General features: G+C 39.6%; 21 protein-coding genes. 8 read left to right on the top strand and 13 right to left on the bottom strand.

The window, feature by feature from the left end:
* Nucleotides 1-181 precede the first annotated feature (181 nt).
* The 5 genes from ACQ2HE_RS02770 to ACQ2HE_RS02750 form a co-directional block, all read right to left on the bottom strand.
* Nucleotides 182-910, bottom strand: coding sequence for a 2-phosphosulfolactate phosphatase (locus ACQ2HE_RS02770; RefSeq protein ID WP_430894785.1), 729 nt, complete (start codon nt 908-910; stop codon nt 182-184).
* A gap of 11 nt (nt 911-921) precedes the next feature.
* Complete coding sequence (locus ACQ2HE_RS02765; RefSeq protein WP_430894787.1) at nt 922-1,374, bottom strand: SRPBCC family protein; 453 nt, start codon at nt 1,372-1,374, stop codon at nt 922-924.
* A gap of 29 nt (nt 1,375-1,403) precedes the next feature.
* The gene (gene gcvT, locus ACQ2HE_RS02760) at nt 1,404-2,489 is read right to left on the bottom strand and encodes a glycine cleavage system aminomethyltransferase GcvT (RefSeq protein WP_430894789.1); all 1,086 of its coding nucleotides are present in this window, start codon (nt 2,487-2,489) and stop codon (nt 1,404-1,406) included.
* Between the two features lie 134 nt (nt 2,490-2,623).
* Complete coding sequence (locus ACQ2HE_RS02755; RefSeq protein ID WP_430894791.1) at nt 2,624-4,897, bottom strand: PspC domain-containing protein; 2,274 nt, start codon at nt 4,895-4,897, stop codon at nt 2,624-2,626.
* Between the two features lie 26 nt (nt 4,898-4,923).
* The gene (locus ACQ2HE_RS02750; protein WP_430894793.1) at nt 4,924-5,307 is read right to left on the bottom strand and encodes a PadR family transcriptional regulator; all 384 of its coding nucleotides are present in this window, start codon (nt 5,305-5,307) and stop codon (nt 4,924-4,926) included.
* 332 nt (nt 5,308-5,639) lie between these two features.
* Here ACQ2HE_RS02750 and ACQ2HE_RS02745 point away from each other — a divergent pair, with 332 nt between their 5' ends.
* The gene (locus ACQ2HE_RS02745; protein WP_430894795.1) at nt 5,640-6,671 is read left to right on the top strand and encodes a DUF3089 domain-containing protein; all 1,032 of its coding nucleotides are present in this window, start codon (nt 5,640-5,642) and stop codon (nt 6,669-6,671) included.
* Here ACQ2HE_RS02745 and ACQ2HE_RS02740 read toward each other — a convergent pair.
* Nucleotides 6,643-7,197 carry an ExbD/TolR family protein gene (locus ACQ2HE_RS02740; RefSeq protein ID WP_430894797.1) on the bottom strand — a complete coding sequence of 185 codons (555 nt, stop codon included), beginning with the start codon at nt 7,195-7,197 and terminating at the stop codon, nt 6,643-6,645. The genes ACQ2HE_RS02745 and ACQ2HE_RS02740 overlap by 29 nt on opposite strands.
* A 123-nt stretch (nt 7,198-7,320) precedes the next feature.
* Between ACQ2HE_RS02740 and ACQ2HE_RS02735 the strand changes: the two genes are divergently transcribed.
* On the top strand, nt 7,321-8,145 hold the full coding sequence (locus ACQ2HE_RS02735) for a universal stress protein (RefSeq protein ID WP_430894799.1): 825 nt from the start codon (nt 7,321-7,323) through the stop codon (nt 8,143-8,145).
* Here the strand turns inward: ACQ2HE_RS02735 and corA are convergent, their stop codons facing one another.
* Nucleotides 8,146-9,255: a magnesium/cobalt transporter CorA gene (gene corA, locus ACQ2HE_RS02730; protein ID WP_430894801.1), complete on the bottom strand. Its 1,110-nt coding sequence runs from the start codon at nt 9,253-9,255 to the stop codon at nt 8,146-8,148. It abuts the gene before it with no gap.
* Nucleotides 9,256-9,321: 66 nt separating this feature from the next.
* Here corA and ACQ2HE_RS02725 point away from each other — a divergent pair, with 66 nt between their 5' ends.
* Nucleotides 9,322-10,101, top strand: coding sequence for an NIPSNAP family protein (locus ACQ2HE_RS02725; RefSeq protein ID WP_430894803.1), 780 nt, complete (start codon nt 9,322-9,324; stop codon nt 10,099-10,101).
* A 44-nt stretch (nt 10,102-10,145) separates the two neighbouring features.
* Here ACQ2HE_RS02725 and ACQ2HE_RS02720 read toward each other — a convergent pair whose 3' ends face one another.
* On the bottom strand, nt 10,146-11,219 hold the full coding sequence (locus tag ACQ2HE_RS02720; RefSeq protein WP_430894805.1) for an iron-containing alcohol dehydrogenase family protein: 1,074 nt from the start codon (nt 11,217-11,219) through the stop codon (nt 10,146-10,148).
* 145 nt (nt 11,220-11,364) lie between these two features.
* Here ACQ2HE_RS02720 and ACQ2HE_RS02715 point away from each other — a divergent pair, with 145 nt between their 5' ends.
* Nucleotides 11,365-12,714, top strand: a complete 1,350-nt coding sequence (locus ACQ2HE_RS02715) for a sugar porter family MFS transporter (protein ID WP_430894807.1) — start codon at nt 11,365-11,367, stop codon at nt 12,712-12,714.
* Nucleotides 12,715-12,746: 32 nt separating this feature from the next.
* Here the strand turns inward: ACQ2HE_RS02715 and kdsB are convergent, their stop codons facing one another.
* From kdsB to dnaN, 3 genes are all read right to left on the bottom strand, one after another.
* The gene (gene kdsB, locus ACQ2HE_RS02710; protein WP_430894809.1) at nt 12,747-13,469 is read right to left on the bottom strand and encodes a 3-deoxy-manno-octulosonate cytidylyltransferase; all 723 of its coding nucleotides are present in this window, start codon (nt 13,467-13,469) and stop codon (nt 12,747-12,749) included.
* 43 nt (nt 13,470-13,512) lie between these two features.
* The gene (locus ACQ2HE_RS02705) at nt 13,513-14,331 is read right to left on the bottom strand and encodes a sterol desaturase family protein (RefSeq protein WP_430894811.1); all 819 of its coding nucleotides are present in this window, start codon (nt 14,329-14,331) and stop codon (nt 13,513-13,515) included.
* Nucleotides 14,332-14,403: 72 nt separating this feature from the next.
* Nucleotides 14,404-15,519: a DNA polymerase III subunit beta gene (gene dnaN / locus ACQ2HE_RS02700; RefSeq protein WP_430894813.1), complete on the bottom strand. Its 1,116-nt coding sequence runs from the start codon at nt 15,517-15,519 to the stop codon at nt 14,404-14,406.
* A gap of 195 nt (nt 15,520-15,714) precedes the next feature.
* On the opposite strand from dnaN, the gene ACQ2HE_RS02695 reads away from it, so the two are divergent.
* Both ACQ2HE_RS02695 and ACQ2HE_RS02690 read left to right on the top strand, forming a co-directional pair.
* Nucleotides 15,715-16,206 carry a regulatory protein RecX gene (locus ACQ2HE_RS02695; RefSeq protein ID WP_430894815.1) on the top strand — a complete coding sequence of 164 codons (492 nt, stop codon included), beginning with the start codon at nt 15,715-15,717 and terminating at the stop codon, nt 16,204-16,206.
* A gap of 18 nt (nt 16,207-16,224) precedes the next feature.
* Nucleotides 16,225-17,085, top strand: coding sequence for a dienelactone hydrolase family protein (locus ACQ2HE_RS02690; protein WP_430894817.1), 861 nt, complete (start codon nt 16,225-16,227; stop codon nt 17,083-17,085).
* Nucleotides 17,086-17,151: 66 nt separating this feature from the next.
* Here the strand turns inward: ACQ2HE_RS02690 and ACQ2HE_RS02685 are convergent, their stop codons facing one another.
* Both ACQ2HE_RS02685 and ACQ2HE_RS02680 read right to left on the bottom strand, forming a co-directional pair.
* Nucleotides 17,152-18,027, bottom strand: coding sequence for an OmpA/MotB family protein (locus tag ACQ2HE_RS02685; RefSeq protein ID WP_430894819.1), 876 nt, complete (start codon nt 18,025-18,027; stop codon nt 17,152-17,154).
* 86 nt (nt 18,028-18,113) lie between these two features.
* Nucleotides 18,114-18,683, bottom strand: a complete 570-nt coding sequence (locus ACQ2HE_RS02680; protein WP_430894821.1) for a 1-acyl-sn-glycerol-3-phosphate acyltransferase — start codon at nt 18,681-18,683, stop codon at nt 18,114-18,116.
* A 125-nt stretch (nt 18,684-18,808) separates the two neighbouring features.
* On the opposite strand from ACQ2HE_RS02680, the gene ACQ2HE_RS02675 reads away from it, so the two are divergent.
* Together ACQ2HE_RS02675 and ACQ2HE_RS02670 are read left to right on the top strand one after the other, a co-directional pair.
* On the top strand, nt 18,809-20,668 hold the full coding sequence (locus ACQ2HE_RS02675) for a phosphoenolpyruvate carboxykinase (GTP) (RefSeq protein ID WP_430894823.1): 1,860 nt from the start codon (nt 18,809-18,811) through the stop codon (nt 20,666-20,668).
* 112 nt (nt 20,669-20,780) lie between these two features.
* On the top strand, nt 20,781-22,298 hold the full coding sequence (locus ACQ2HE_RS02670) for a sensor histidine kinase (RefSeq protein WP_430894825.1): 1,518 nt from the start codon (nt 20,781-20,783) through the stop codon (nt 22,296-22,298).
* The last annotated feature ends 2 nt before the right edge of the window (nt 22,299-22,300 follow it).

Here is a 22,300-nt window from a genome sequence, read left to right as displayed (position 1 = left end):
GAAAAAGTGAATTGAATTAATAAATGAATGGAAAGAAATACTGACGAGCTGAGAGGTTTGAGCTGCGACTTATCAGCTATTCCTAGGGCAATATTAATGCAAAAATGGAAAAAAGCGAAATTTTACCCATCTAAATAACGGTTTTTGGGCATTTTTATTGCCTTGAATCATGCTTTAGGGCTCATTTTGCTATTAGTTTCCCATTAGTATAGTAGGGAAGTACGGGGGCACAATCTTCAGTAAGACAGAATCTGATGTCTTCAATCAATCCAAAACGAGCCACCAATCTGTGGTAGTGAGTGATATTTGGTGCGAAACCAATAAGGTCAGATTTGTGCTGTTCGTACAACAATTGAGCAGCCAATGTACTGTCACAATGAATGGTAAAATGTTCTTTTATTCTGGATGCTACGGCACCGGCAAAGAGCGTGTCTTCTAAATTGAATCGATCTTTCCAACCGGCACAGCCGAGTACTACATTCTTTCCCGATTCAATTAGATATTTACAAACAGCTGATAAATTAGGGAAGGAACCAGTAATGATACTCTCTGCTCCATTGTTCAAAGCCATGTGCAGTAACTTGGTTCCATTTGTAGTAGTTAGCACCAGTGTTTTTCCTTCGATAAACGATCTTGGATATTCTAAAGGAGAGTTTCCGTGACTAAGCCCATCAGCTATTTTACCATCTCTTTCTCCTGCTGCAATACCTCCAATCTTTTCACTTATTTCTATCGCACCGGGCACAGTATCTACAGGAATGATTTCTTTTGCACCTTGATGCAAAACAGAAGCAATGGTAGATGTGGCGCGGAATACATCAATTACAACTACTACCGTATTCTTCAAATCGTATAAATGCAATAACGCGGGAGATACACAAGTAAACAGGGTGGGTTTTTCACTACTCATAATTCAAATCTTTAGTGCCGTTCCGCGGCTTCTTTCAATTGTTTGTTTCTCAATTCAAGCAGCCTTTTAAGATAGTTCGTTAAGTACAACTGATTAAACAAGGATCCAACCACTCCATAAGGAGTTCTAAATTCAAACAGATCAATCATCAAAGTGCCATTTTCAATTGATTTGAAAAAGTGTTGATGCTTTATTGATTTGAAATCACCTTTGATCATTTCATCTGTAAAATTATTCGGCGCTTGCATTTCGGTAATTTTCATCGTCAAGTACCGCTGCTTTCCTACATGTTTGGCCTTCCAAGTAACAGATTCTCCCAAATTAATCAGCCCCATGGTTACGCCGGCCACCGCTTTTTCACCGGTGTGTTTCATCGATTTTTCATGCCAGCTGATGTCGCGACTAAGATCGAACACCTTTTGTACGGGTGCCTCAATAAAGGTGGTTAAATAAATAAGCGGCATAAGATCGTTTATGCCGCTTTATTCAAAAATCATGCAAAAGGGAATTTTACCACCTTTGCTTTTAATAATTTATCTCGAACAGCAACAAATATCTCTGAATCAATGGTGGCGTAGCCGGTTTGTACATAGCCCATACCAATGGCTTTAGATAGGCTAGGAGACTGGGTTCCGGAAGTCACAAATCCAATTGTTTCACCTGTTGCCGTTTTAATTTCATAATGATGACGGGGAATTCCTTTGTCGATCATTTCAAATCCAACCAACTTTCTTGTTACCCCTGCTGCTTTTTGTTGCTCAAGAATTGACTTTGCAGTAAACTCTTTTGTAAATTTTGTGATCCAGCCTAATCCTGCTTCCAGAGGTGAGGTTTGGTCATCGATGTCGTTGCCATACAAACAGAATCCCATTTCCAAACGGAGGGTATCACGAGCTCCTAATCCAATTGGTTTAATGCCGTACGAAGCGCCGGCTTCAAAAATAGCATCCCATATTTTATCGGCTGCACCATTTACATCTTCAAAATAGATTTCTACTCCGCCCGCACCGGTATAGCCCGTTGCACTGATCAGTACGTTTTCAACTCCCGCAAATACACCTTTTGCAAACGTGTAGTACTTTAAGTTCAAAACATCCATACTCGTCAAACTCTGAATCACTTTAGTTGCTTCGGGGCCTTGAACCGCTAACAAAGCTGTTTTATCAGAGATATTATGCATTTCAACATTGTCGGTATTGTGCTTGCTGATCCAGTTCCAATCTTTCTCAATATTAGAAGCGTTTACAACCAACATGTATACTTTGTTCTCTTCTACACAATAAACCAACAAGTCGTCTACGATGCCTCCTTGTTCGTTGGGCAAACAACTGTATTGAGCTTGGCCATTCTTGAGTTTTGATGCATCGTTACTCGTAACTTTTTGAATGAGGGCCAATGCACCTTCACCTTTCAAAATGAATTCTCCCATATGGCTTACATCAAAAACACCCACTGCTTTGCGAACTGTAGCGTGTTCATCATTAATACCACTGTAACTAATGGGCATGTTATAACCGGCAAAAGGAGCCATTTTAGCACCAAGCGCAATGTGTTTCTGAGTAAAAGGAGTATTCTTCATTCAAGCAAGATTTTGAAGCGCAAAAATAAAACAAGGAATGTTGGCATCCAATGAAAGAAAAAGGCCCCGCGACCGGGGCCTTTTGTTCCAACTTCAACCCCGCCAACAGCCCTAATGGATGCGGCGGCGGGTGTCTACAGTTCTAACATTCGAGCGAAAATATCGTAAGAAGCGAGTTCATCAATTTCCTCTTTTTCATGGCTATTCTTTTGGTTGGAGATCAAATCCCCCACTTCTTTGGTTTTAATTTTAGTGGTTGCTTTTACAGCAGTATCCACAGTAACTTCCGGCTTTGTATCACGGTATCTGTAATTACCACCCTTTTGTTCTGGCTTTGTATTTCCATTGGGTGTTTCCTCTTTAGCAGGCTCCTGATCTTTTATCTTGTATTCGCCTCTTTTAAGAGCATCTTGATCCATTCTGGAAACATCTTCAAAGTTTCCTTTGTTGGTCATTACATATTCTCTTCCTGCTTCAGGGATATACAATCCTCTCCAAGTATCGTAGTCATTGTCATAAGAATTGATACTGATGCCTCTTCTTCTAACATTGATATCGAAGTAATTGTAGTGTTCAATATCATAGCCGAATTTTACTTTCTTTCCAACAGGCACTTCCAATATCAATACTACTTGTTGATTTCTAAACTTATCCTGACGCATCACAGAGAATCGAGAAGGAAGTACAAGTAAACTGTCCCTTTGAACAAGATTGAAATGAATTTTTTCGGCGGTTTGTCTAGCTTTTACTGTGGTATTTCCTCTAGCAGATTTCAGTAGGTAAGCATGGAACTCATTGTCTTTGCTTTCTGTCATTCCGATCATTACAGTATTCAAAAACACTGAATCTCTATCACCATCAGCAAAAGTCCAATCTTCGTCCATATCCCATCCCCAGAATTCGTTGCGATTGTCTCTCCAAGTTCTTTTCTCTACGTCAACGATTAATTTGTCGGTACTAGGTTTTTGTAATACTACTGCCTGTTCAACATTGTCCTTTGTTTTGAACTCTCTAGTTACCATTGAGATCAAGAAAATCAAACTGATCAATCCAACGGTCCAAAGCAACCCAAAAGCCATACTTAAATAAGGTTTCTTACTTTTCACACCCATAATGCTACGGATGAGTTTTGTAACCAAGCCAACAATTGGAACGCCAAGGAAAAGAATAAGGGTGGCCCAAGTTAACAGGTTAGGCCAAAAACCTGCGATGATGAAGTCTTTCAAGGGGATGATGGCAAAACCACCAACCAATAAACCTAAAAGAACTCCGAATAATGCTAGTAACATAATACCGCCAATAAAAAGGAAGAATGCTTTAAAAATGACACTGATAATGTGTCCAATACCTGAACTTGCTGTTCTCGCAATTGGAGCAGCTTCTTGAGAAAAATTACGTGCAGAACTGCCCGCTTGTTTTCCAAATTCTTTTGCTCTTTCTCCAAAACGCTCAGCATCTTGCTTTACTTCTTGACTCCATTTCTCTGCTCTGGTCTTGAAACTTTCGATATCAGCTTTCACTGTTTCTTTGATCGAATTCACGTCAATTTTTTCACCTTTCATTTCAAGCTTTTCGGCAGCTGTAGTTGCTACCGGAACAGCAATCCATAGTACAACATAGGTAAAGAACAAAGTGGTGCCCAGTGATCCAGTGATGATTCTTGGACCCATCCAAATGTCCCAGCTATCCCACCAGAAATTTGTAACTCCTGAGAAGATTCCAAAGATGAGCGGGAAAGCAAAAATCAAACGGGGAATCCAAACGGCTACATTAAAATATGCAGCTAAACCACCGGCCACACCCGCTATTACCTTTTCTTCAGAACTACGGAACAAGCGTTTCGTAACATTGGTGTGCATTGATTTTGATGGAACTACAACCCATAGCAAGAGGTACACCCAAAATAGAGCACCGAATAAAATCACAAATACAATCCGAAGTACAACCGGATCAATATTGAAGTAATTGGCCAAGCCACTTGCTACACCACCAATTATCTTATCATCGTCATTTCTATACAAACGGCCTCTGGCCTCAGTAGTAGAGCCATAGTTGGTGCTACTACCGGAATTAGAAGTAGATTGCTGATTGGAATAAGTGTTTGACTCAGTTTTTGTTGATTGTGTATACGTAGAATCGTTTTCAACAGCGTCGAAATCTTCCGGGCGACCCATATTCGCAATGATCGTGTTTACGTCCTCATCTGTTATGCAGGTAACCCCTTTTTTCAAACGCTCCCCAAACAATTCTGCAATACGGCTTTCAATGTCATTGATAATTTCATTGCTGCCTTCTTCATTTGCGAAATACTTACGCAAACTATCGATGTATTGTTTCAACATTTCAAACGCAGTTTCCTCAATAGGAATCACCCTGCCTTGAAAGTTTATATTGATGACCTTTTTCATTGTTTAAAGTTTGTGTTGGTTGAAGGTTAGAAGTTAGTTGGGTTTTCAAAAGATCCGGGATTCATGTTATTGCTAAGCGAGTCTCGTTTACTCGCTAAGGTGTTCACTGCGTTCGCCAGTTCGTTCCAGGTAGTGGCCAATTCGTTGTAAAAAGCCTCTCCTTTGGGCGTAAGCGAGAAATACTTGCGGGGAGGTCCTGAATTACTTTCCACCCAGCGGTAGGTTAACATATCAGAATTCTTCAAACGAGTTAGCAAGGGATACAAGGTGCCTTCCAAAATCTGAAGGTTCGCTCCTCGCATTTCTTCAACAATATCACTTGGGTAAGCTTCCCCGCGGCGAATGATCGAAAGAATGCAGAACTCCAGAATTCCCTTTCGCATCTGACTCTGTGTGTTCTCTATATTCATATACTTTCTGTTTTTAAAAAGTGGCCGAAATTGATTTTTCCAAGAATAAGGTTTGAATAAGGTTCTTTTTCAACTTCGGCGCACTTCAATCATTTATTCATTGACAATACAAAGATAAGGGCATTTTATTGTACTATGCAACACATAGTACTAATTTTTTTCTAGTAATAGTCGTGCTAGAGATGCTGTTATAAATCTATCTTATTGATATATATATAGTTATAAAACCACCAGGATAATAAAAAAAATTTATGGATTTCTGAAGAGGGGTTCTCCAAAATGATAAATGGCGAAAAAATGGGGTAAATTTGGCTCTAAATTAGCTTTCAACTGTGGCTTTACGACTTATCCCCTTTCTCCTTTTCACCAGCATTGTGCTCTTTTCTTGTGCACCAACGTATAAAAAATATGTATCAGGCTATCAAGTAGCCGGTAAAACCGAAAACCCTAATTACAGTGACCTCTACTATTGGGCAGCTCATCCCTTAAAATCAGACCCCTCCGATAGTGTTCCTCATCCACTACAAGAAAATCATAAGGTCGACAAGCGCGTTGCCGTTTTCTTTGTACACCCAACTACATTAACCGATTACAAAAATGAAATTTGGAATGCTTCTTTAAATGACGCAGAACTGAATGCAAAAACCGACTACTCTTCAATACTATTTCAAGCAAGCGCTTTCAATGAATATGATTTGTATGCGCCCAGATACAGACAGGCGCACATCAAGTCTTATTTCACAACCGACACTGTAACAGCATTGAGGGCTTTTGATACTGCTTACTCCGATGTTAAAAATGCTTTTACTAAATTTATAAATGAAATACAAGGTCGACCTTTTATAATAGCCTCACATAGTCAAGGTAGCACACATGCCATACGTTTAATAAAAGAATTGATTGATGGCAGTTCGCTAAAAAAACAATTGATAGCCGCCTACTTAATAGGAATGTATATACCTGGCAAAAACTACCAATCAATTTCCTTGTGCAAAACACCGGAAGAAACACAGTGTATATGTGGATGGAGAACGTATAAAATAGGATTCACGCCTAGCTTTGTTCAAACCGAGGAAGAACCCTGGTGGATTACCAATCCTTTATCTTGGACAACCGACACAACTAAAGTGAATCGATCTAATAATCCCGGCGCTGTTTTAACGAAGTTTAATAAAATTGTGCGCCGTGTAGCCGACGCACAAGTAAGCAATGGTGTACTCTGGACGCGTAAACCGAATTTTCCCGGTAGCTTTCTGTTACGAACCAATAACTATCATATTGGTGATATCAATTTGTATTATGTAAGTATTCAGATGAACCTTCGAGAACGGGTGGCTAGTTATTTTGCTTCATCAATGAAGTAATTAATTCCTCTTCGTCTTTTGGAAAATCAATAATTGCATACCGTTTCATTTCATTGATCATAACCTCATCTAAAGCATCTACCGTATTTTGATAGGTACTTTTAGAAGACGGCTTTATTAAAAGCATCAGATCATCTCTATTATAGCGCTGCTTTTTTAAATCATTCTGTATATTTCGAATTACTTCTCCAAAACCCGCTTTTACATCATAGTTTGTGATAGAATACGAGTGCGATTTTATTGCGTCCTCTAGTGCGCCTCGGTAGTAAAATACCTTGTTGTTGTCCATTAAGCAGGCTGTTAATGCATACTTATCTTCAAGTTTATTGGGCTTTGGTGTGGGCGTGTCATCCGGCATTTTCAGATCAGTAGCCTTCGGGAGTGCCATAGTAGTTGTAAAAATAAAGAAGGTTATTAGCAGAAAACCGAGATCAACCATGGGCGTTAAGTCAACCCTTGTCGACAGTTTCTTTGATTTACCTACACCGGGCTTTGAACCGGATGTGGCGCTAGTAATTTCAGCCATAGCAAGTTGTTTCCAATGGGATGTGATTCCACCATTTTTCCATAAAATCAAAGTGCCGTATGATGAAAGTCATTACATCCAACCGTTTCAATCTAGTAGCTTTACTTAACAAAATCAATGGGTATGAAAACAATCATTGTTGCAACAGACTTTTCACCGGTAGCTCATAATGCGGCTTTATATGCGGCCGATATGGCTAAAGAGATAAATGCTTCACTTCTATTGTTTCATGCATATCAAATACCGGTAGCTTTAGCAGAAGTTCCGGTAGCTTCTATTAGTGTTGAAGAAATGCATCAAGCAAGTTTGGAACAACTCCAAAACCTCCGAGCATCCCTTCAACATGTTTATGGAGAATCACTACAAATATCCATAGAGGCTGTTTTAGGAGATACAGTTGAGGAATTGAAAACAAAAACAGAAGAGTTGAAACCGTTTGCAGTGATTATGGGTTCGAAAGACAATCTAGGTTTGGAGAAAATCTTTCTTGGCAGCACAACCTTACACGCAATAAAGCATCTTAGCTATCCTGTAATTGCAATTCCGAGAGGCGTTAGTTACAAACACATTTCTAAAATGGGACTGGCCTGCGATTTCAGAGATGTAGTAAACGTTACACCGGTGAATGTTATCAAAGAAATGGTTGGTACTTTTAATGCCGAACTTCATGTATTAAACATACGTGATGAAGAACAGGATTTTGATGAGGCTGCTTTAGAATCAGCTTACCTAGAAACCATCCTCGAATCTGTAAAACCCAAATATCATTTCCTACCTGAAAGTGGATTTGCTGAAGGAATTGATCAATTTGCAATCAAAAATCAATTAGACCTTGTAATTGTATTGCCCAAAAAACATCCTTTCTGGGAATCGTTGTTCCATAAAAGCAGAAGTGCTGCATTGGTGAAGGAATCACATATTCCAATTATGAGTATTCATGAGAGTTGATCAAAACCAACCTCTTCTTTTAAATACTGTAATCATCCAAATTGGAATAAAAAGCATGGTCCCAACGGCAAGCCAAAAACCGTATTCATTGTGTAAGTAGGGAATTTTATCGAAGTTCATTCCAAATATTCCTCCTATAACCGTTGCGGGCGCTAGTAAACAAGTAACTATTGCCATCACTTTCATCACCTCGTTCATTTTAAGATTTACATTGTTAATGTAGAGGTCTTGCATGCTCACCATAATATCTCGGTAGTTCTCTGTTAAGTCGTGCGCTTGAATAATATGATCGTGAACGTCCTTGAAATACTTATTGGTTCGATCATCTAGTAATTCACTCTCACTCCTAATGATGCTTCCCAACAAATCACGGACCGGTACAATATTACGTTTCAATACAATGAGCTCTTTTCTTAATTGATTGATCTTAGCCAAACTTTGGGTGTTGCTGGACCGAACCACTTCTTCCTCTACCAACTCAATTTGCTCTCCAAGTTTTTCCATCACAGTGAAGTAGTTGTCTACAATCAAGTCCATCATATTGTAAAGCAAGTAGGCGGCACTTCTTTGCCGAATTTGACTTCTATCGATACTGAGTTTATGGCGTAGTGGGTTAAACACATCTCTGCTTGCATCTTCCTGAAAACTAATAACAAAGTCTTTCCCCAATGCGATACTTATTTGTTCTGTTTCTACGGTATTCTTCTCGGAGTTATAATACAACATATTCAATAAACAGAACAAGACCCCTTCTACGTCATCCATTTTTGGCCGCTGGTTCATGCTTAAGATATCTTCTTGCAAAAGCAGGTGAATCCCAAAATGGTTGCTAATTGTTTCGACATCAGATTTGCGTAGGCCGTCTACGTTGATCCAAGTAATTTTATTGCTATTCTTATAAGGAAAACAAGCGGCGATGGCATTCAATTCCTTACTCTCAATAGTATCTGCATCATAGTCATAAACGTTAATTACAATACGATCGGGTTCCTGGCGAACTGGGGCGATGGTTGGATTTACCTGCAAAATTTCCTTGGTACGGTCTGTTCCGAATAAATTGGGCAGGTACAAATATTTAAGGTATTTCTTGGTTTGTTTTCGAACACTCATGTTCAATATCTGTTTAATTGAATAGGTTGCTTTTTTGGTCTACATTTACAGTCTAATTCTTGAAATATGAAATGGTTACTCAGCTTATTATTTGCTTTCACGGTTTGGTCTTCTTTTTCACAAGCCACTTCTACTAAAAACTCAGACTACTATCAAATTTATGTATATCATTTCAAAACCGCTGAACAAGAAGCAGTTTTGGATAATTATCTTTCAAAAGCGTATATCTCTGCCGCGAAAAAATTTGGGATTAAACAAGTAGGCGCATTCAAACCGATCGCAAACGATACGGCGTCCGACAAGTTATTGGTGGTAGTGAGTACGCTCAGCAAGCTAGATCAATTGGTTCAATTACCAGCCGCTTTGCTGGCCAATGCAGACTATCAAAAAGAGGGCGCGACATACATCAATGCGAGTCACGACAATCCTCCTTACAATAGAATGGAGACCATCATTCTAAAAGGATTTAGATTAGCTACAAAATTTCAATTACCAAACTTAAGTAATGGAGTAGATAAGAAAATCTACGAGCTTAGAAGTTATGAAAGTCCTACTGAAAAGTATTATCGAAATAAAGTAGAAATGTTCAATGAGGGGGGGGAAATTCCACTTTTCAAGCGCCTAAACTTTAATGCAATTTTCTATGGTGATGTACTTGCCGGCTCCAGAATGCCCAATCTTATGTATATGACGAGTTTTGAAAGCATGGAAGCAAGAGAACAACATTGGAAAGAGTTCTTCGATTCACCTGAATGGAAAGCCCTGATAAGCAATAAGTACTACGAAAAAAATGTAAGCAAGGTCAATATTGTGTTGATGAAAGCCACAGCTTATTCAGATTACTAATCTCATAAAAAAGCCCCGATCTTAGGACCGGGGCTTTTTTAATGCTATAACTTTTCGTAAAGCGCGCGGAGTTTATCGCGCGTCATAATTTTTTCCCAATCAGCTCCGAGGGCATTTTCCCACAAAGGCTTCATGCCCAAACTCACATCCATCATTTTATTGAACTGCTCATCGCTTAGTCCTTTACAGATACCGGTAGGAATCTCAATTTGATTCTTCTCTACCATGTATTTGAATTCTTTCACACCGGCAGGATAATATTCTTCCAGGTGATTCATTACAATACAGTTACCAATTCCGTGTTTGGTTCCTAGTAAATAGCTTAAGCCATAACTTACTGCATGTGCAACTCCAACTTGAGAATAAGCGATGCTCATACCACCGGCATAACTGGCCATCATCAACATATCGTCACAAGTATCATCCCATGTATCTTTCTCAACAAATACTTTCTGGCATAGCTGGAGTGCTTTTTCTCCATAACTCTTACTGAACTCATTCAAATACGTTCCTTCCAAGCTTTCGATGCAATGGATATAGCAATCCATACCTGTATAGAAGCGCTGATTGGCGGGAGCATTGGCTGTTAATTCCGGATCCAATACAATTTGATCGAAAGGAGTGAAATCGGAGTTCATGCCTAATTTACGAGTAGGACCCGTTAATACGGTTGTTCTCGATACTTCAGCGCCGGTGCCACTGAGGGTAGGGATTCCCACCTTGTAAACGCCGGGAACTTTTACCAAATCCCAACCTTGATAATCAGCTGAAGAGCCGGGGTTGTTCATCATTAGGCCAACCGCTTTGGCTAAATCCATGGTGCTACCTCCACCGATACCGATGATTCCACTAACGGTACCAAACTCTTCTTTTAATTGTTTGGCCAAGGCATCAACCTGTGTTGTTTTAGGTTCATAAGTAACATCGGCCAAAATCACTTTATCTTTTCCTCTTACAGGAATTCTGTTCAGCAAGGGCTTTCCGTCAAAAAAATGATCTACCAAGAAGATCATTGGCGCGTCGCCTTTTCTTTGCGGAGCTAAAATTTCGTCGAGTTGGTTAAATGAGCCACGTCCATATACAACGTAACCCACCATTTTAAAGTTTCTGAATTTCATAGTAGGAACTACAATAGTTGATTGCAAAAGTACAGAAACATCTCAAGCTATGAATTAAAGATATTCAAGGATATTAGTATATATTATTAATTGTTAGTTCCTAATTCTTAATTTCTTCCCTATCTTAGAATCAAACTTGCTGCATATGAATAAGGCTAAACTGTTTATGTACTCCATTGTGGCCGCTTTGGCCGGGTTTATCTTTGGGTTCGATACTGTAGTTATTTCAGGTGCGAACCTTCCCATTAAAGAGCTATGGCACACTACACCCTTCTTTCACGGGTTGTTTATCATGTCTGCTGCATTGTGGGGTACTGTAATCGGTGCATTATTTGCCGGAGGGCCCATTGAAAAATATGGCAGAAAGAAAGTACTGTTAGCTATTGGAATTATCTATACAGTCTCGGCCTTTGGATCTGCCTTGGCCCAAGACCCTTACACTTTCTCCATTTTTAGAATTCTTGGTGGACTTGGAATTGGCGTGTCTTCTGTTGTAGCACCTACCTATATCTCAGAAATTTCAACGGCACAAATGCGAGGTAGACTGGTAGCGATGTATCAGTTTAATATCGTGTTTGGTATTCTGATCGCTTTCTTATCGAACTACTTCCTACAAGGTTTTGATGGCGCCAATGATTGGAGATGGATGTTGGGAGTACTAGCGATACCATCGGTTTTATATACTGTTTTTGTAATGGCGGTTCCTGAAAGTCCTCGTTGGTTAATTAGTTCGAAAAATGATATCGAAGGGGCCAAAAAAGTGTTGGCCACTTTAGGAACTGAAGATATCGACCAGTCAATAAGAGAAATTCAAGAAGGAGGAAAGCATGTTGCCGGATCCAATGACTCTATCTTAAAACCAAAATACAGACGCATACTCATGCTTGCTTTCTGGGTAGCATTTTTTAACCAATTAAGCGGCATCAACTTCATTCTCTATTATGCACCCGAACTATTGGTGCGAGCCGGAGTAGCTACCAAAGATTCTTTGTTTCAGTCCATTTCCATTGGAGGAATCAATTTGCTGTTCACCTTTGTAGGATTGTACTTAATTGACAGGGTTGGAAGAAAGACTTTATTGGTAATTGGCTCTTTTGGGTACATCATTAGCTTAGCAGCCGTTGCTTGGTGTTTCTATGCTGCAGCTTCTCCAAGCATTCTATTATTTTTCATATTATTATTTATTGCAGCCCATGCCATTGGTCAAGGTGCAGTGATCTGGGTATTTATTTCAGAAGTGTTCCCCAATTCGGTAAGAGCTGTGGGGCAAGGTTTCGGAGCGAGTGTTCACTGGGTATTTGCAGCATTGATTACATTGATTACACCTGTTTTCTTAGACGACAAAGACGGCATCTTAAAAGACAAACCCTATATCATCTTTGTTTTCTTTACAATCATGATGGTATTACAACTCATCTGGGTACTTACCAAAGTACCTGAAACCAAAGGTGTTTCTTTGGAGGATCTTGAAAAGAAATTAGTTGATAAAGAATAAAAAAGGGGTCTCGAAAATTCGAGACCCTTTTTTTATGAACCCAATACTTTTAGGGCTTTGGCTATATCTTCAGGCGTGTCAATTTCCACACCCATATAATCAACTACAATCATTCGCAAGGGTACACCATATTCCAAATAACGTAAACATTCAACTTTCTCAGCGGCTTCCAATGGCGTCATTGGCCAGTTTGTAAAATTCAACAGAGCTTGTTTGGTAAATGCGTAAACACCAATGTGTTCATAATAGGTAAGAGCTGCTTTTGTATCGCGTGGATAGGGAATTACAGAACGACTAAAAAACAATGAGTTCATGTTTTTGTCGACCGCTACTTTAACAAAATTAGGATCATTAATTTCTTCCTGCTTGGTTAATACCTGCATCATAGACGCCACTTGTACGGAAGGGTCGTTGAAACAATTCAACAAGCGTTCCAACGGTTCTCTCTTCACAAAAGGTGTATCGCCTTGAACATTCACTACAATATCAACCTCCATACCGGCAACAGCTTCCGCAATTCTATCGCTTCCGCTTTCGTGTTCTTTCTTACTCATCACCGCTTTACCGCCGTTAGAAACAATTTCATTGAAAATGATATCACTGTCTGTAACTACCCACACTTCATCAAACAAGCCGGTAGCAATGGTATTGTCGTACGTATGACGAATCACTGATTTATCGCCAAGCACTTGCATAAGTTTAGCCGGAAAACGAGTAGCCGCGTATCGGGCGGGAATCATCGCAACTTTCTTCATTGATCTTATTTGTTGCAAAATTAAGTGAATGAAGCTTCTGCTGCTAATAATCTGTTTTGATACTAGAGTCGAAAGGAAGTTTTAACTGTTCCAGTACATTTTCATCAGAACGATTTTCCAATACATCTAGTCCATATTTCACTTTTGTAACATCTCCATTTACAAAAGTTCCAAACAGTCGGTCCCATAGTGAAAAGATGTTTCCGAAATTAGTATCTGTCCAAGGACGTTCAAAATGGTGGTGGAATTTATGAATATTGGGTGTTACGAAAATAAGGCCCAGCGAGGACTCTAAAAAAGCTGGAATTCGAATATTGGCATGCGTGAGATAAGTAAAAATTACATTCAAGAATCGAAACACAAAATAAAAGGCAACAGGCGCTCCGGTAATGATTATTGCAGTAAGTGCAAACGCTTCACGTATCAACCAATCGCCGGGATGATGGCGTGTTCCGGTGGTAACATCTACATGGGTATCGCTATGATGCACCATGTGAAACTTCCAAAACCATTTGTACTTATGCAGCACGTAGTGACTGCAATACATTCCTATAAAATCCAATAATAAAATTGATACAAGTAGTTGAAGCCAAATGGGCATTGGAACCCAGTGAATGATTCCAATCTGTTTATCTTGAACCCATGTATAAACACCTGCTGTTGCTAATCCAACAATAAAGTTCACTACTGCGGTAGTGAGCAAGAAGCTCAAATTCACTCCTGCATGCTTCCATCTTTTGTATTGAAAACCAAAAACAGGTATCAGTTGCTCTAATAAACCAAATCCTACCATCCAAAAAGCCACCCACAAAAACAATTGCCAGGTTTTGATATGACTGAAGAATTCGAGAAAGTTTTGCATATAACAAGCTTTAAAAAAAATTCCCGCGAATACTCGCGGGAACTAATATAAAGTATTTCTACTGGAATTGTATTAGCTGTTCAACATCAAAGGCATTACCAGCATCAACAAATCTTCGCTTTCGCCTTGATCGGTTGGCTTAATGATACCGGCCTTAGTAGAAGTAGAGAGCTCCATAACGATATCATCGCTTTCAGCAGCATTCAGCATTTCAATCAAAAACTTCGCGTTGAAGGCAATTTGAAGGTCTTCGCCATTGTACTGACATTTCATTCTTTCGTTACCCTCGAAACTGAAGTCAACGTCTTGTGCAGCCAATTGCAATTCACTACCGGTAATGTTCAAAACAACTTGATTAGTGCTTTTATTACTGAAAATGCTTACACGACGAAGAGCGCTTTGGAAATCGGCTTTCGTTACGTTCAACTTGTATGGGTTATCAGAAGGAATTACCACTTTGTAGTCAGGGAAACGAGCATCAATCAAACGACAACTCAACTGAGTAGTTCCATGTTGAACAAAAAGGTGATTCGCATTGTAGCTAATAGTTAATTCGTCTTCATTATCGGGCATAGCCGATTTCAATAAAGTAAGAGGTTTCTTAGGAACGATCAAGTTGCCTGCTTTGGGACAAGCAACATCTGTTCTTTTATAACGAACAAGGCGATGTGCGTCTGTAGCAACAAATTGGATGAACTTTTTATCCATTTCGAAAAACACCCCTGTCATTGCCGGACGAAGATCATCGGTGCTCACAGCAAAAAGTGTTTTGTTGATGGCGGTAACCAAGGCGCTAGAGGTCATTGTGAAGGATGAGGTATCATCAGCAGCCGGTTCTTTAGGGAAATTATCTGGATTTTCTCCCATCACTTTATACTTACCATTATCGGAAGTGATTTCAACACCAAAGTTTTTATCGATATTAAAAGTGAGCGGTTGATCAGGTAGATTTTTGAGTGAATCCATCAAGATTTTTGCAGGGATACACACTTTACCGCTATCTTTTGCTTCAACTTCCAATTGAATTTTCATTACAGTTTCAAGGTCAGTCGCTACTACTGTCAACTTACCCTTTTCTACTTCAAAAAGAAAATCTTCCAGAATAGGGAGTACAGTGTTTGCATTAATTACCCCACTGATCTGTTGCAATTGCTTCAATAATGCTGAGGACGAAACGATGAACTTCATAAACAGAGTTAATAATTATTATAGGGGGCGAAACTACTGATTTTTAGCTAAAAGCGGTGAAATGTTACGAAATAGTGGATTACCTGTGATTTTACGGCACAACTGTTATTTCTAGGAGGTTTTGGGGGTAAAAATCAGTTGTTTTTCACCTCTAATTTGGGCGGAAACGGGGAGGAAATGGGCTAATTTTGCGTCATGCCTTTTCAACGAACGTTTACAAAAGAGCAGGCCCTTCAGAAAGCTCGCCACTATTGTGCCTACCAAGAACGCTGCCACCAGGAAGTGAAGGAAAAACTCTATTCATTTGGACTCTATAAGCAAGACGTGGAAACGCTTTTATCGCAGTTGATTGAGGAGGACTATTTAAACGAAGAGCGTTTTGCGATTCAATTTGCCGGTGGGAAATTTAGAATGAAACAGTGGGGACGAGTGAAAATCACCTATGAACTAAAGCAAAAAAGGGTAAGTCCCTATTGCATAAAAAAAGCATTGAAAGCCATTGATGAGCAAGAATACCAGGATTGTCTACAACGCCTAACAGAGAAAAAATGGAAGTCTGTAAGCGGTCCAGGTGTTAACAAGTTTGTTAAGCTCTCTAAAACCACCGATCACCTACTTCAAAAAGGATTCGAGAATGATCTGGTACGTGCCGCCGTTCAACAAGTTTCTAAAGGAGAGGTAGGCTAAAATGCAGTAAATTAGGATATGGATCCTAAAATTATCAAGCTCTACGACGAGTACACCCACAAACCACTCAGCAGAGAGGTTTTCCTCAAACGTTTGGTATTGCTAACCGGTAGTTTAACGGCCGCACTGAATGTATTGCCCAATCTAGAAGGCAATTACACGATTGCAGAAACCTCGGAAATCGACGAAGAACTTTTTACCGAAAAAGTGAGTTTTTCGGTAAAGTCGGGTAATATGAATGCCTATATTGCCCGTCCTGTAAAAGCAGGCAAATACCCAACAGTGCTGGTGATCCATGAAAACCGTGGACTCAATGCGCATATTGAAGATGTTGCTCGAAGAGCAGCAAAAGAGGGATTTCTTGCAATTGCGCCTGATGCACTTTCTCCGTTTGGTGGAACACCTGCTAATGAGGACGAAGCACGAGCCTTATTTACCAAACTAGACGCCGCAGCCAATTTAGAAAACTTCAAAGACACCGTTGCTTATGCTGCGAAGAGATCCGACAGTACCGGAAAAATAGGTTGTGTAGGATTTTGTTGGGGCGGAGGTATTGCCAATCAATTAGCCGTAAACAGTGCCGATATGAAGGCTGCTGTTGCTTTCTATGGCAGACAACCTGAATCCACTCAGGTGGGAATGATTAAAGGTGCGGTACAATTACACTATGCAGAACTCGACGAACGCATCAACGCAGGGATTGCCGCATATGAAAGCGCCTTGAAAGAAAACAAAATTGACTACGAACTCTATATGTATGCCGGTGTGAATCACGCATTTCACAACAATACTTCAACCGCGAGATACAATGAAGCTGCAGCAAAATTAGCTTGGTCGCGAACAGTTGAGTTTTGGAAGAAAAAATTGATGAATGCTTAATAGACCTTACAAATAATAAAAGGCCGAAGTAAATACTTCGGCCTTTTATTTTATAGCATGAGCTAATTATTTCTTTGGTTCTAACAATTGGAAGAACTGATCCAACATTGGTAATACAACAATACGTGTACGACGATTGATGGCTTTGTTCTCTTTTGTATCGTTACTAACCAGTGGTTTGTATTCTCCACGGCCGGCTGCAACCATTTTAGCAGGGTTCAAACCATATTTCTTTTGCAACAAACGAACCACAGTAGTAGCGCGTTTCACACTCAAATCCCAGTTGTCAACCAAAACTCCATTGCTGTAAGCAACATTATCAGTATGACCTTCTACCATGAATTCTAATTCAGGTTGATTCTTCAAAACAGCGGCAACTTTACCCAATACTTCTTGAGCTTTAGTAGTTACTTCATATTTACCGCTTTTGAAAAGAAGTTTATCTGAGATATCGATGTATACAACACCTTTATCAACTTTGATGTTGATGTCTTGATCATCCATGCTTCCAACAGCACCTTTCAAGTTCATAACCAAAGCAAGGTTTAATGAATCTTTGCGAGCCATTTGCTCTTGAAGCGTTTGAATGTAGTTGTCTTTTGCACCGATGTTTTCAAGTGACTTCTTAATGTTTTCAGCTTGTTGAGCAGAGATTACAGATAGATCCTGTAATTGCTTCAACGCTTGAGTGTTGTTTTCTTTGAGGAAAGCGATTTGTTTTGTTAAACCATCAACTTCTGCTGTTAAACCTGCGTTCTTTTTTGCCAGTTCATTCTTATCATCATTACAAGATTTTACATCTCCTTGTAATTTTAGGTAAGCAGCATTTAACTCGTTGTACTTAGCTAAAGCCGCAGCCTCAGCAGCCTTAAATTTTTTTGTACTTACGCAAGAACTTAAACTTGCGACAGCTACGATCAGTAATAAAAATCTACTTGTCATTTCAATTGGTTTTGAATGTTTGGAGTGCAAAGGTATTGGCTAAACCAAGTTCTGCCATCAATTTTAACAAAAAACTCTCCAGAAATTCAAAATTTACGCAAAGGTTTGAGATGCCTTAAATCTTGGTCAGGGAAGGCGCCTTTGATGTCACCAAAAAAAGAATAGATGTATTCAAAATCCTTCTGTTGATCCCCTGTAAGCAAATAGGGCTTGTCTACAATCAACTTCTTTTTTTCATAATCCATTCCAATTAATAAAATGGGCACTTTCGCTTCGGATGCAATATGATAGAAACCGGTTCGTAAACCGTCCACTTTTTTTCGGGTTCCCTCTGGCGCCATTGCCAACCAAAATTTAGGATGCGTATTAAATAAATGCGCCACTTCTCCCACCACCCCATGCGAAGATTTTCGATCAACCGGCTTACCACCGGCTGCGTAAAAAAACCAACCAAATGGGCCATCAAACAGCTCTTTTTTACCGATAAATCGAATGTGGGGAATATTTAATACAGAACGAGCTGCCAACCCATTTACAAAATCCATCCAACTTGTATGAGGCCCCACCAATAACAGAAGTTTAGGTTCGTTATAAGGAATGGTGCCTTGAGTTGACCAACCTTTCAATCGCCAGAAAAGTTTCCAAAACCATTTCATTTTATGAAGCAAAATTGTGCTATGAGGCAAATCATACTAATTGACTATCAATATCATTCTTTCCAAATATAATTTAATTAACTTGCATTCGTTAGTTTTTTATTCTCTCACGAATCAAGCTTGTTATGTATCATTATTCTGTGTTTCCATCGAAAGAACATTCAACAGCCCAGGCCGAATTAGAGGGCTGGATCAAATCGATGGCGGATCATTTACAACCTACCAATATTCATTGGTGCAACGGCAGTCAGGAAGAATACGATTCTTTATGCGATTTGCTAGTGAAGAAAGGAACTTTTATCAAACTCAACCCTGAAAAACGCCCCAACAGCTATGCCTGCTTCAGTGACCCTAGTGATGTTGCACGTGTAGAGGACCGAACATTTATCTGTAGTAGAAAAAAAGAAGATGCAGGACCCACCAACAATTGGATGGAACCTCGAGAAATGAAAAACATTTTGGAAGGCTTAACTGCCGGAGCCATGAAAGGAAGAACCATGTATGTGATTCCTTTTTGCATGGGACCTGTAGGATCTCCATTATCAAGATATGGTGTTCAAATAACAGATTCTGAATATGTGGTGGTGAACATGAGAATCATGACGAGAATGGGCGCATCCATTTTGCCCTATATCTACCAACATGGTTTTGTAAAATGTGTTCATACCAATGGCGCTCCATTGGAAGCCGGAAAAGAGGACAGTAAATGGCCTTGCAACCCCACCGTTAAATACATCTCACATTTTCCTGAAGAGCGTTTGATCATCTCATACGGCAGTGGATATGGTGGTAATGCATTGCTTGGTAAAAAATGTTTTGCACTCCGAATTGCTTCAGTTATGGGACAGGAAGAAGGTTGGCTTGCAGAACACATGCTTATACTCGGTGTAACCAATCCACAAGGCGAAAAAACGTATGTGGCGGCAGCTTTTCCAAGTGCTTGCGGTAAAACCAATTTTGCAATGATGATTCCGCCGAAAGGAATGGATGATTGGAAAGTGAGTACTGTAGGAGATGATATTGCTTGGATCCATAAAGGCGAAAATGGTAAGCTCTATGCAATCAATCCGGAAGCAGGATATTTTGGCGTAGCTCCAGGCACGAATGCCAAAACAAATCCGAATGCAATGGAGTCTATCAAGGCAAATACCATTTTTACCAATGTTGCCATTACAGCTGATGGTGATGTTTGGTGGGAAGGTATGACCAAAGAAGTGCCCGATGGATTGACCGATTGGCATGGCAAACCTTATGATAAAAGCAGTGGCAAACCTGCTGCACACCCCAATGCTCGTTTTACTGCGCCGGCATATCAAAACCCTGCAATTGATGAGAACTGGGAAAACCCTGAGGGTGTTATTATTGAGGCATTCATTTTTGGTGGAAGAAGAAGCACCGCTGTTCCACTCGTTTACCAATCCTTCAACTGGAGTTTTGGTGTATATCTAGCTGCCACTATGGGTAGTGAAATGACTGCCGCAGCGTTTGGAGAAATTGGAAAAGTGCGTCGTGACCCATATGCAATGCTGCCTTTCATGGGATATCATATGGGATCTTATTTTAATCATTGGCTTCAATTTGGACGCGACCTACCCAATGCTCCAAGAATTTTTGGCGTAAACTGGTTTAATAAAAATGAAAAGGGAGAGTTTGTATGGCCGGGCTTTGGTCAAAACCTCCGCGTGCTGAAATGGATTGTTGGAAGAGTGAAAGGAAAAGCCGCCGCTGTTGAATGCCCAATTGGCTGGAGACCTCGTTACCGTGATATGGACTGGAATGGCTTAGAAGACTTCAATAGAGAAGTTTTCCATAATATGATGCTAGTTGATCGCGAAACATGGAAACAAGAATTATTATCACACGAGGAATTGTTTTCAAAGCTCTACGACAGACTTCCGAAGGAGTTCTTATTCATGAGAGAGCTGTTGCTTTCTTCTTTATGGAGATCTCCTGAAAAAGTATCTTTAGCTCCTGAAAGAGAATAAACGAAAAGGCCGGAATACCGGCCTTTTTTATTTCGTACCATTTTTTGAATGTTTTATCACTTATTTTTCCGCTTGGAACGATGGCAAGGTATTCTTGCATAAATCTTTTATCATGCAAATCAAGTGGCGGAAATACGATCTCTATTTTACACTCATTACCTATGCTTTTTTCTTAATTGGCCTTATTGTTGAACCGATCAGTGGATGGTCGGCTGAAGCCAATTCCATGAAGATTCAATTCTCGGAGCTCAATTTGGTATTCGAACCATTTCCCTTTTATGTGCTTCCGAAGTTTCTTCAAATCAGCTCAATTGTGCTCATTGTATTACTTGGGCATTTTATACTTTTTGGAACTGATGGAAAAAAATTTCGCTCAATAAAAGCTGTTACATTATTAATTGTATGCTTTATTGTGAGTGCTCTGATCAACACAGAATCGTATTGGTTAAGCCATGCCTATCAATTAAAGATCGAAAATTATGGAGGGAGTTCACTTCAGCAACGTTCATTGAACTTTGGAATGATGTTTGGGTTAGTAACTGTGTTCTTATTAACTGTATACTATAGTGTTCGTGAAATTGTAATTCGAGCGATTCTCTTAGCTGATCACCAAAAAGATTTTAAGATAGTTCTATTGAATAGAATTGTTCTTGGACTATACGCTTATTTAGGCATCTTTTTCTTTTTCGCTTCACTTGGAGTTCTTAGGTCCGACGGCGCCGCCATCTTTTTCGTCTGCTTCTTAGCCCCTTTAATCATTTGCGTTTATTTTAATACTTTCTATTTGTTCCCTCGCTTTGAAGCATCAAAAAACCTCGGATTTTGGAAGAAGCTGCTTCGACAGCTTATTTTACCAACAGCCTTAACCATATTCGTTGGCATTCCCTTTATTGCTATTGACAGTCATTTGGCCGGACCTGTAATTAGCTTATTGTGGTTGTTTTTGGTAGTTGCAAGCCCGCTGGTTTCATTGGTTGCTTACCAGTTCTACAAAAAACAATTGTCTGAAATTTTAGACTTAAAAGAAAGTCTATCCACCACCACCGCCAGTTTACAATACTTACAAGCACAAGTAAACCCACACTTTCTTTTCAATGCATTAAATAATTTATACGGCGCGTCTATACAAGAAAACGCTCCTTTAACAGGTGAGGGCTTGTTGAATTTGAGCAATATGATGCGTTATCTTCTGGATCAACAACGCAATAAGTATATTCTGCTCAAAGACGAAGTGGACTTTATTAAATCCTACGTGAACTTCGAAAAAAAGCGTTGGGAAGGAAATCACTTGATCAAAATTGAATTGGACATTTCAGCGGAGCATTTACATCAGCAAATTAGCCCCATGCTCATCGTACCATTTATAGAAAATGCTTTTAAGCACGGACTTAGTTTGGAGCAAGAGGTATATATCAAAATCTCCATTCATACTACAACCGATTCTGTATATGTAGAAGTCACAAATCCAATTTTAGAAAAGAGCCACAGTGATCCGGAAAAAAATAGCCACGGAATTGGAATCAACAATGTGCGAGAACGTTTGGAACTGCTCTACCCCAAACAACATGAATTGATCATTCACTCCATTAACCAGCAATTCATTGTTCGATTGCTGATAAAAACAGTATAGCC

The sequence above is a fragment of the Endoryza foliicola genome, from assembly GCF_050589245.1.
GTDB classification, from domain to species: domain Bacteria; phylum Bacteroidota; class Bacteroidia; order Chitinophagales; family Chitinophagaceae; genus Endoryza; species Endoryza foliicola.
The sequence above is the reverse complement of the archived record's forward strand: the minus strand, read 5'-3'. Positions and strand labels throughout refer to the sequence as shown.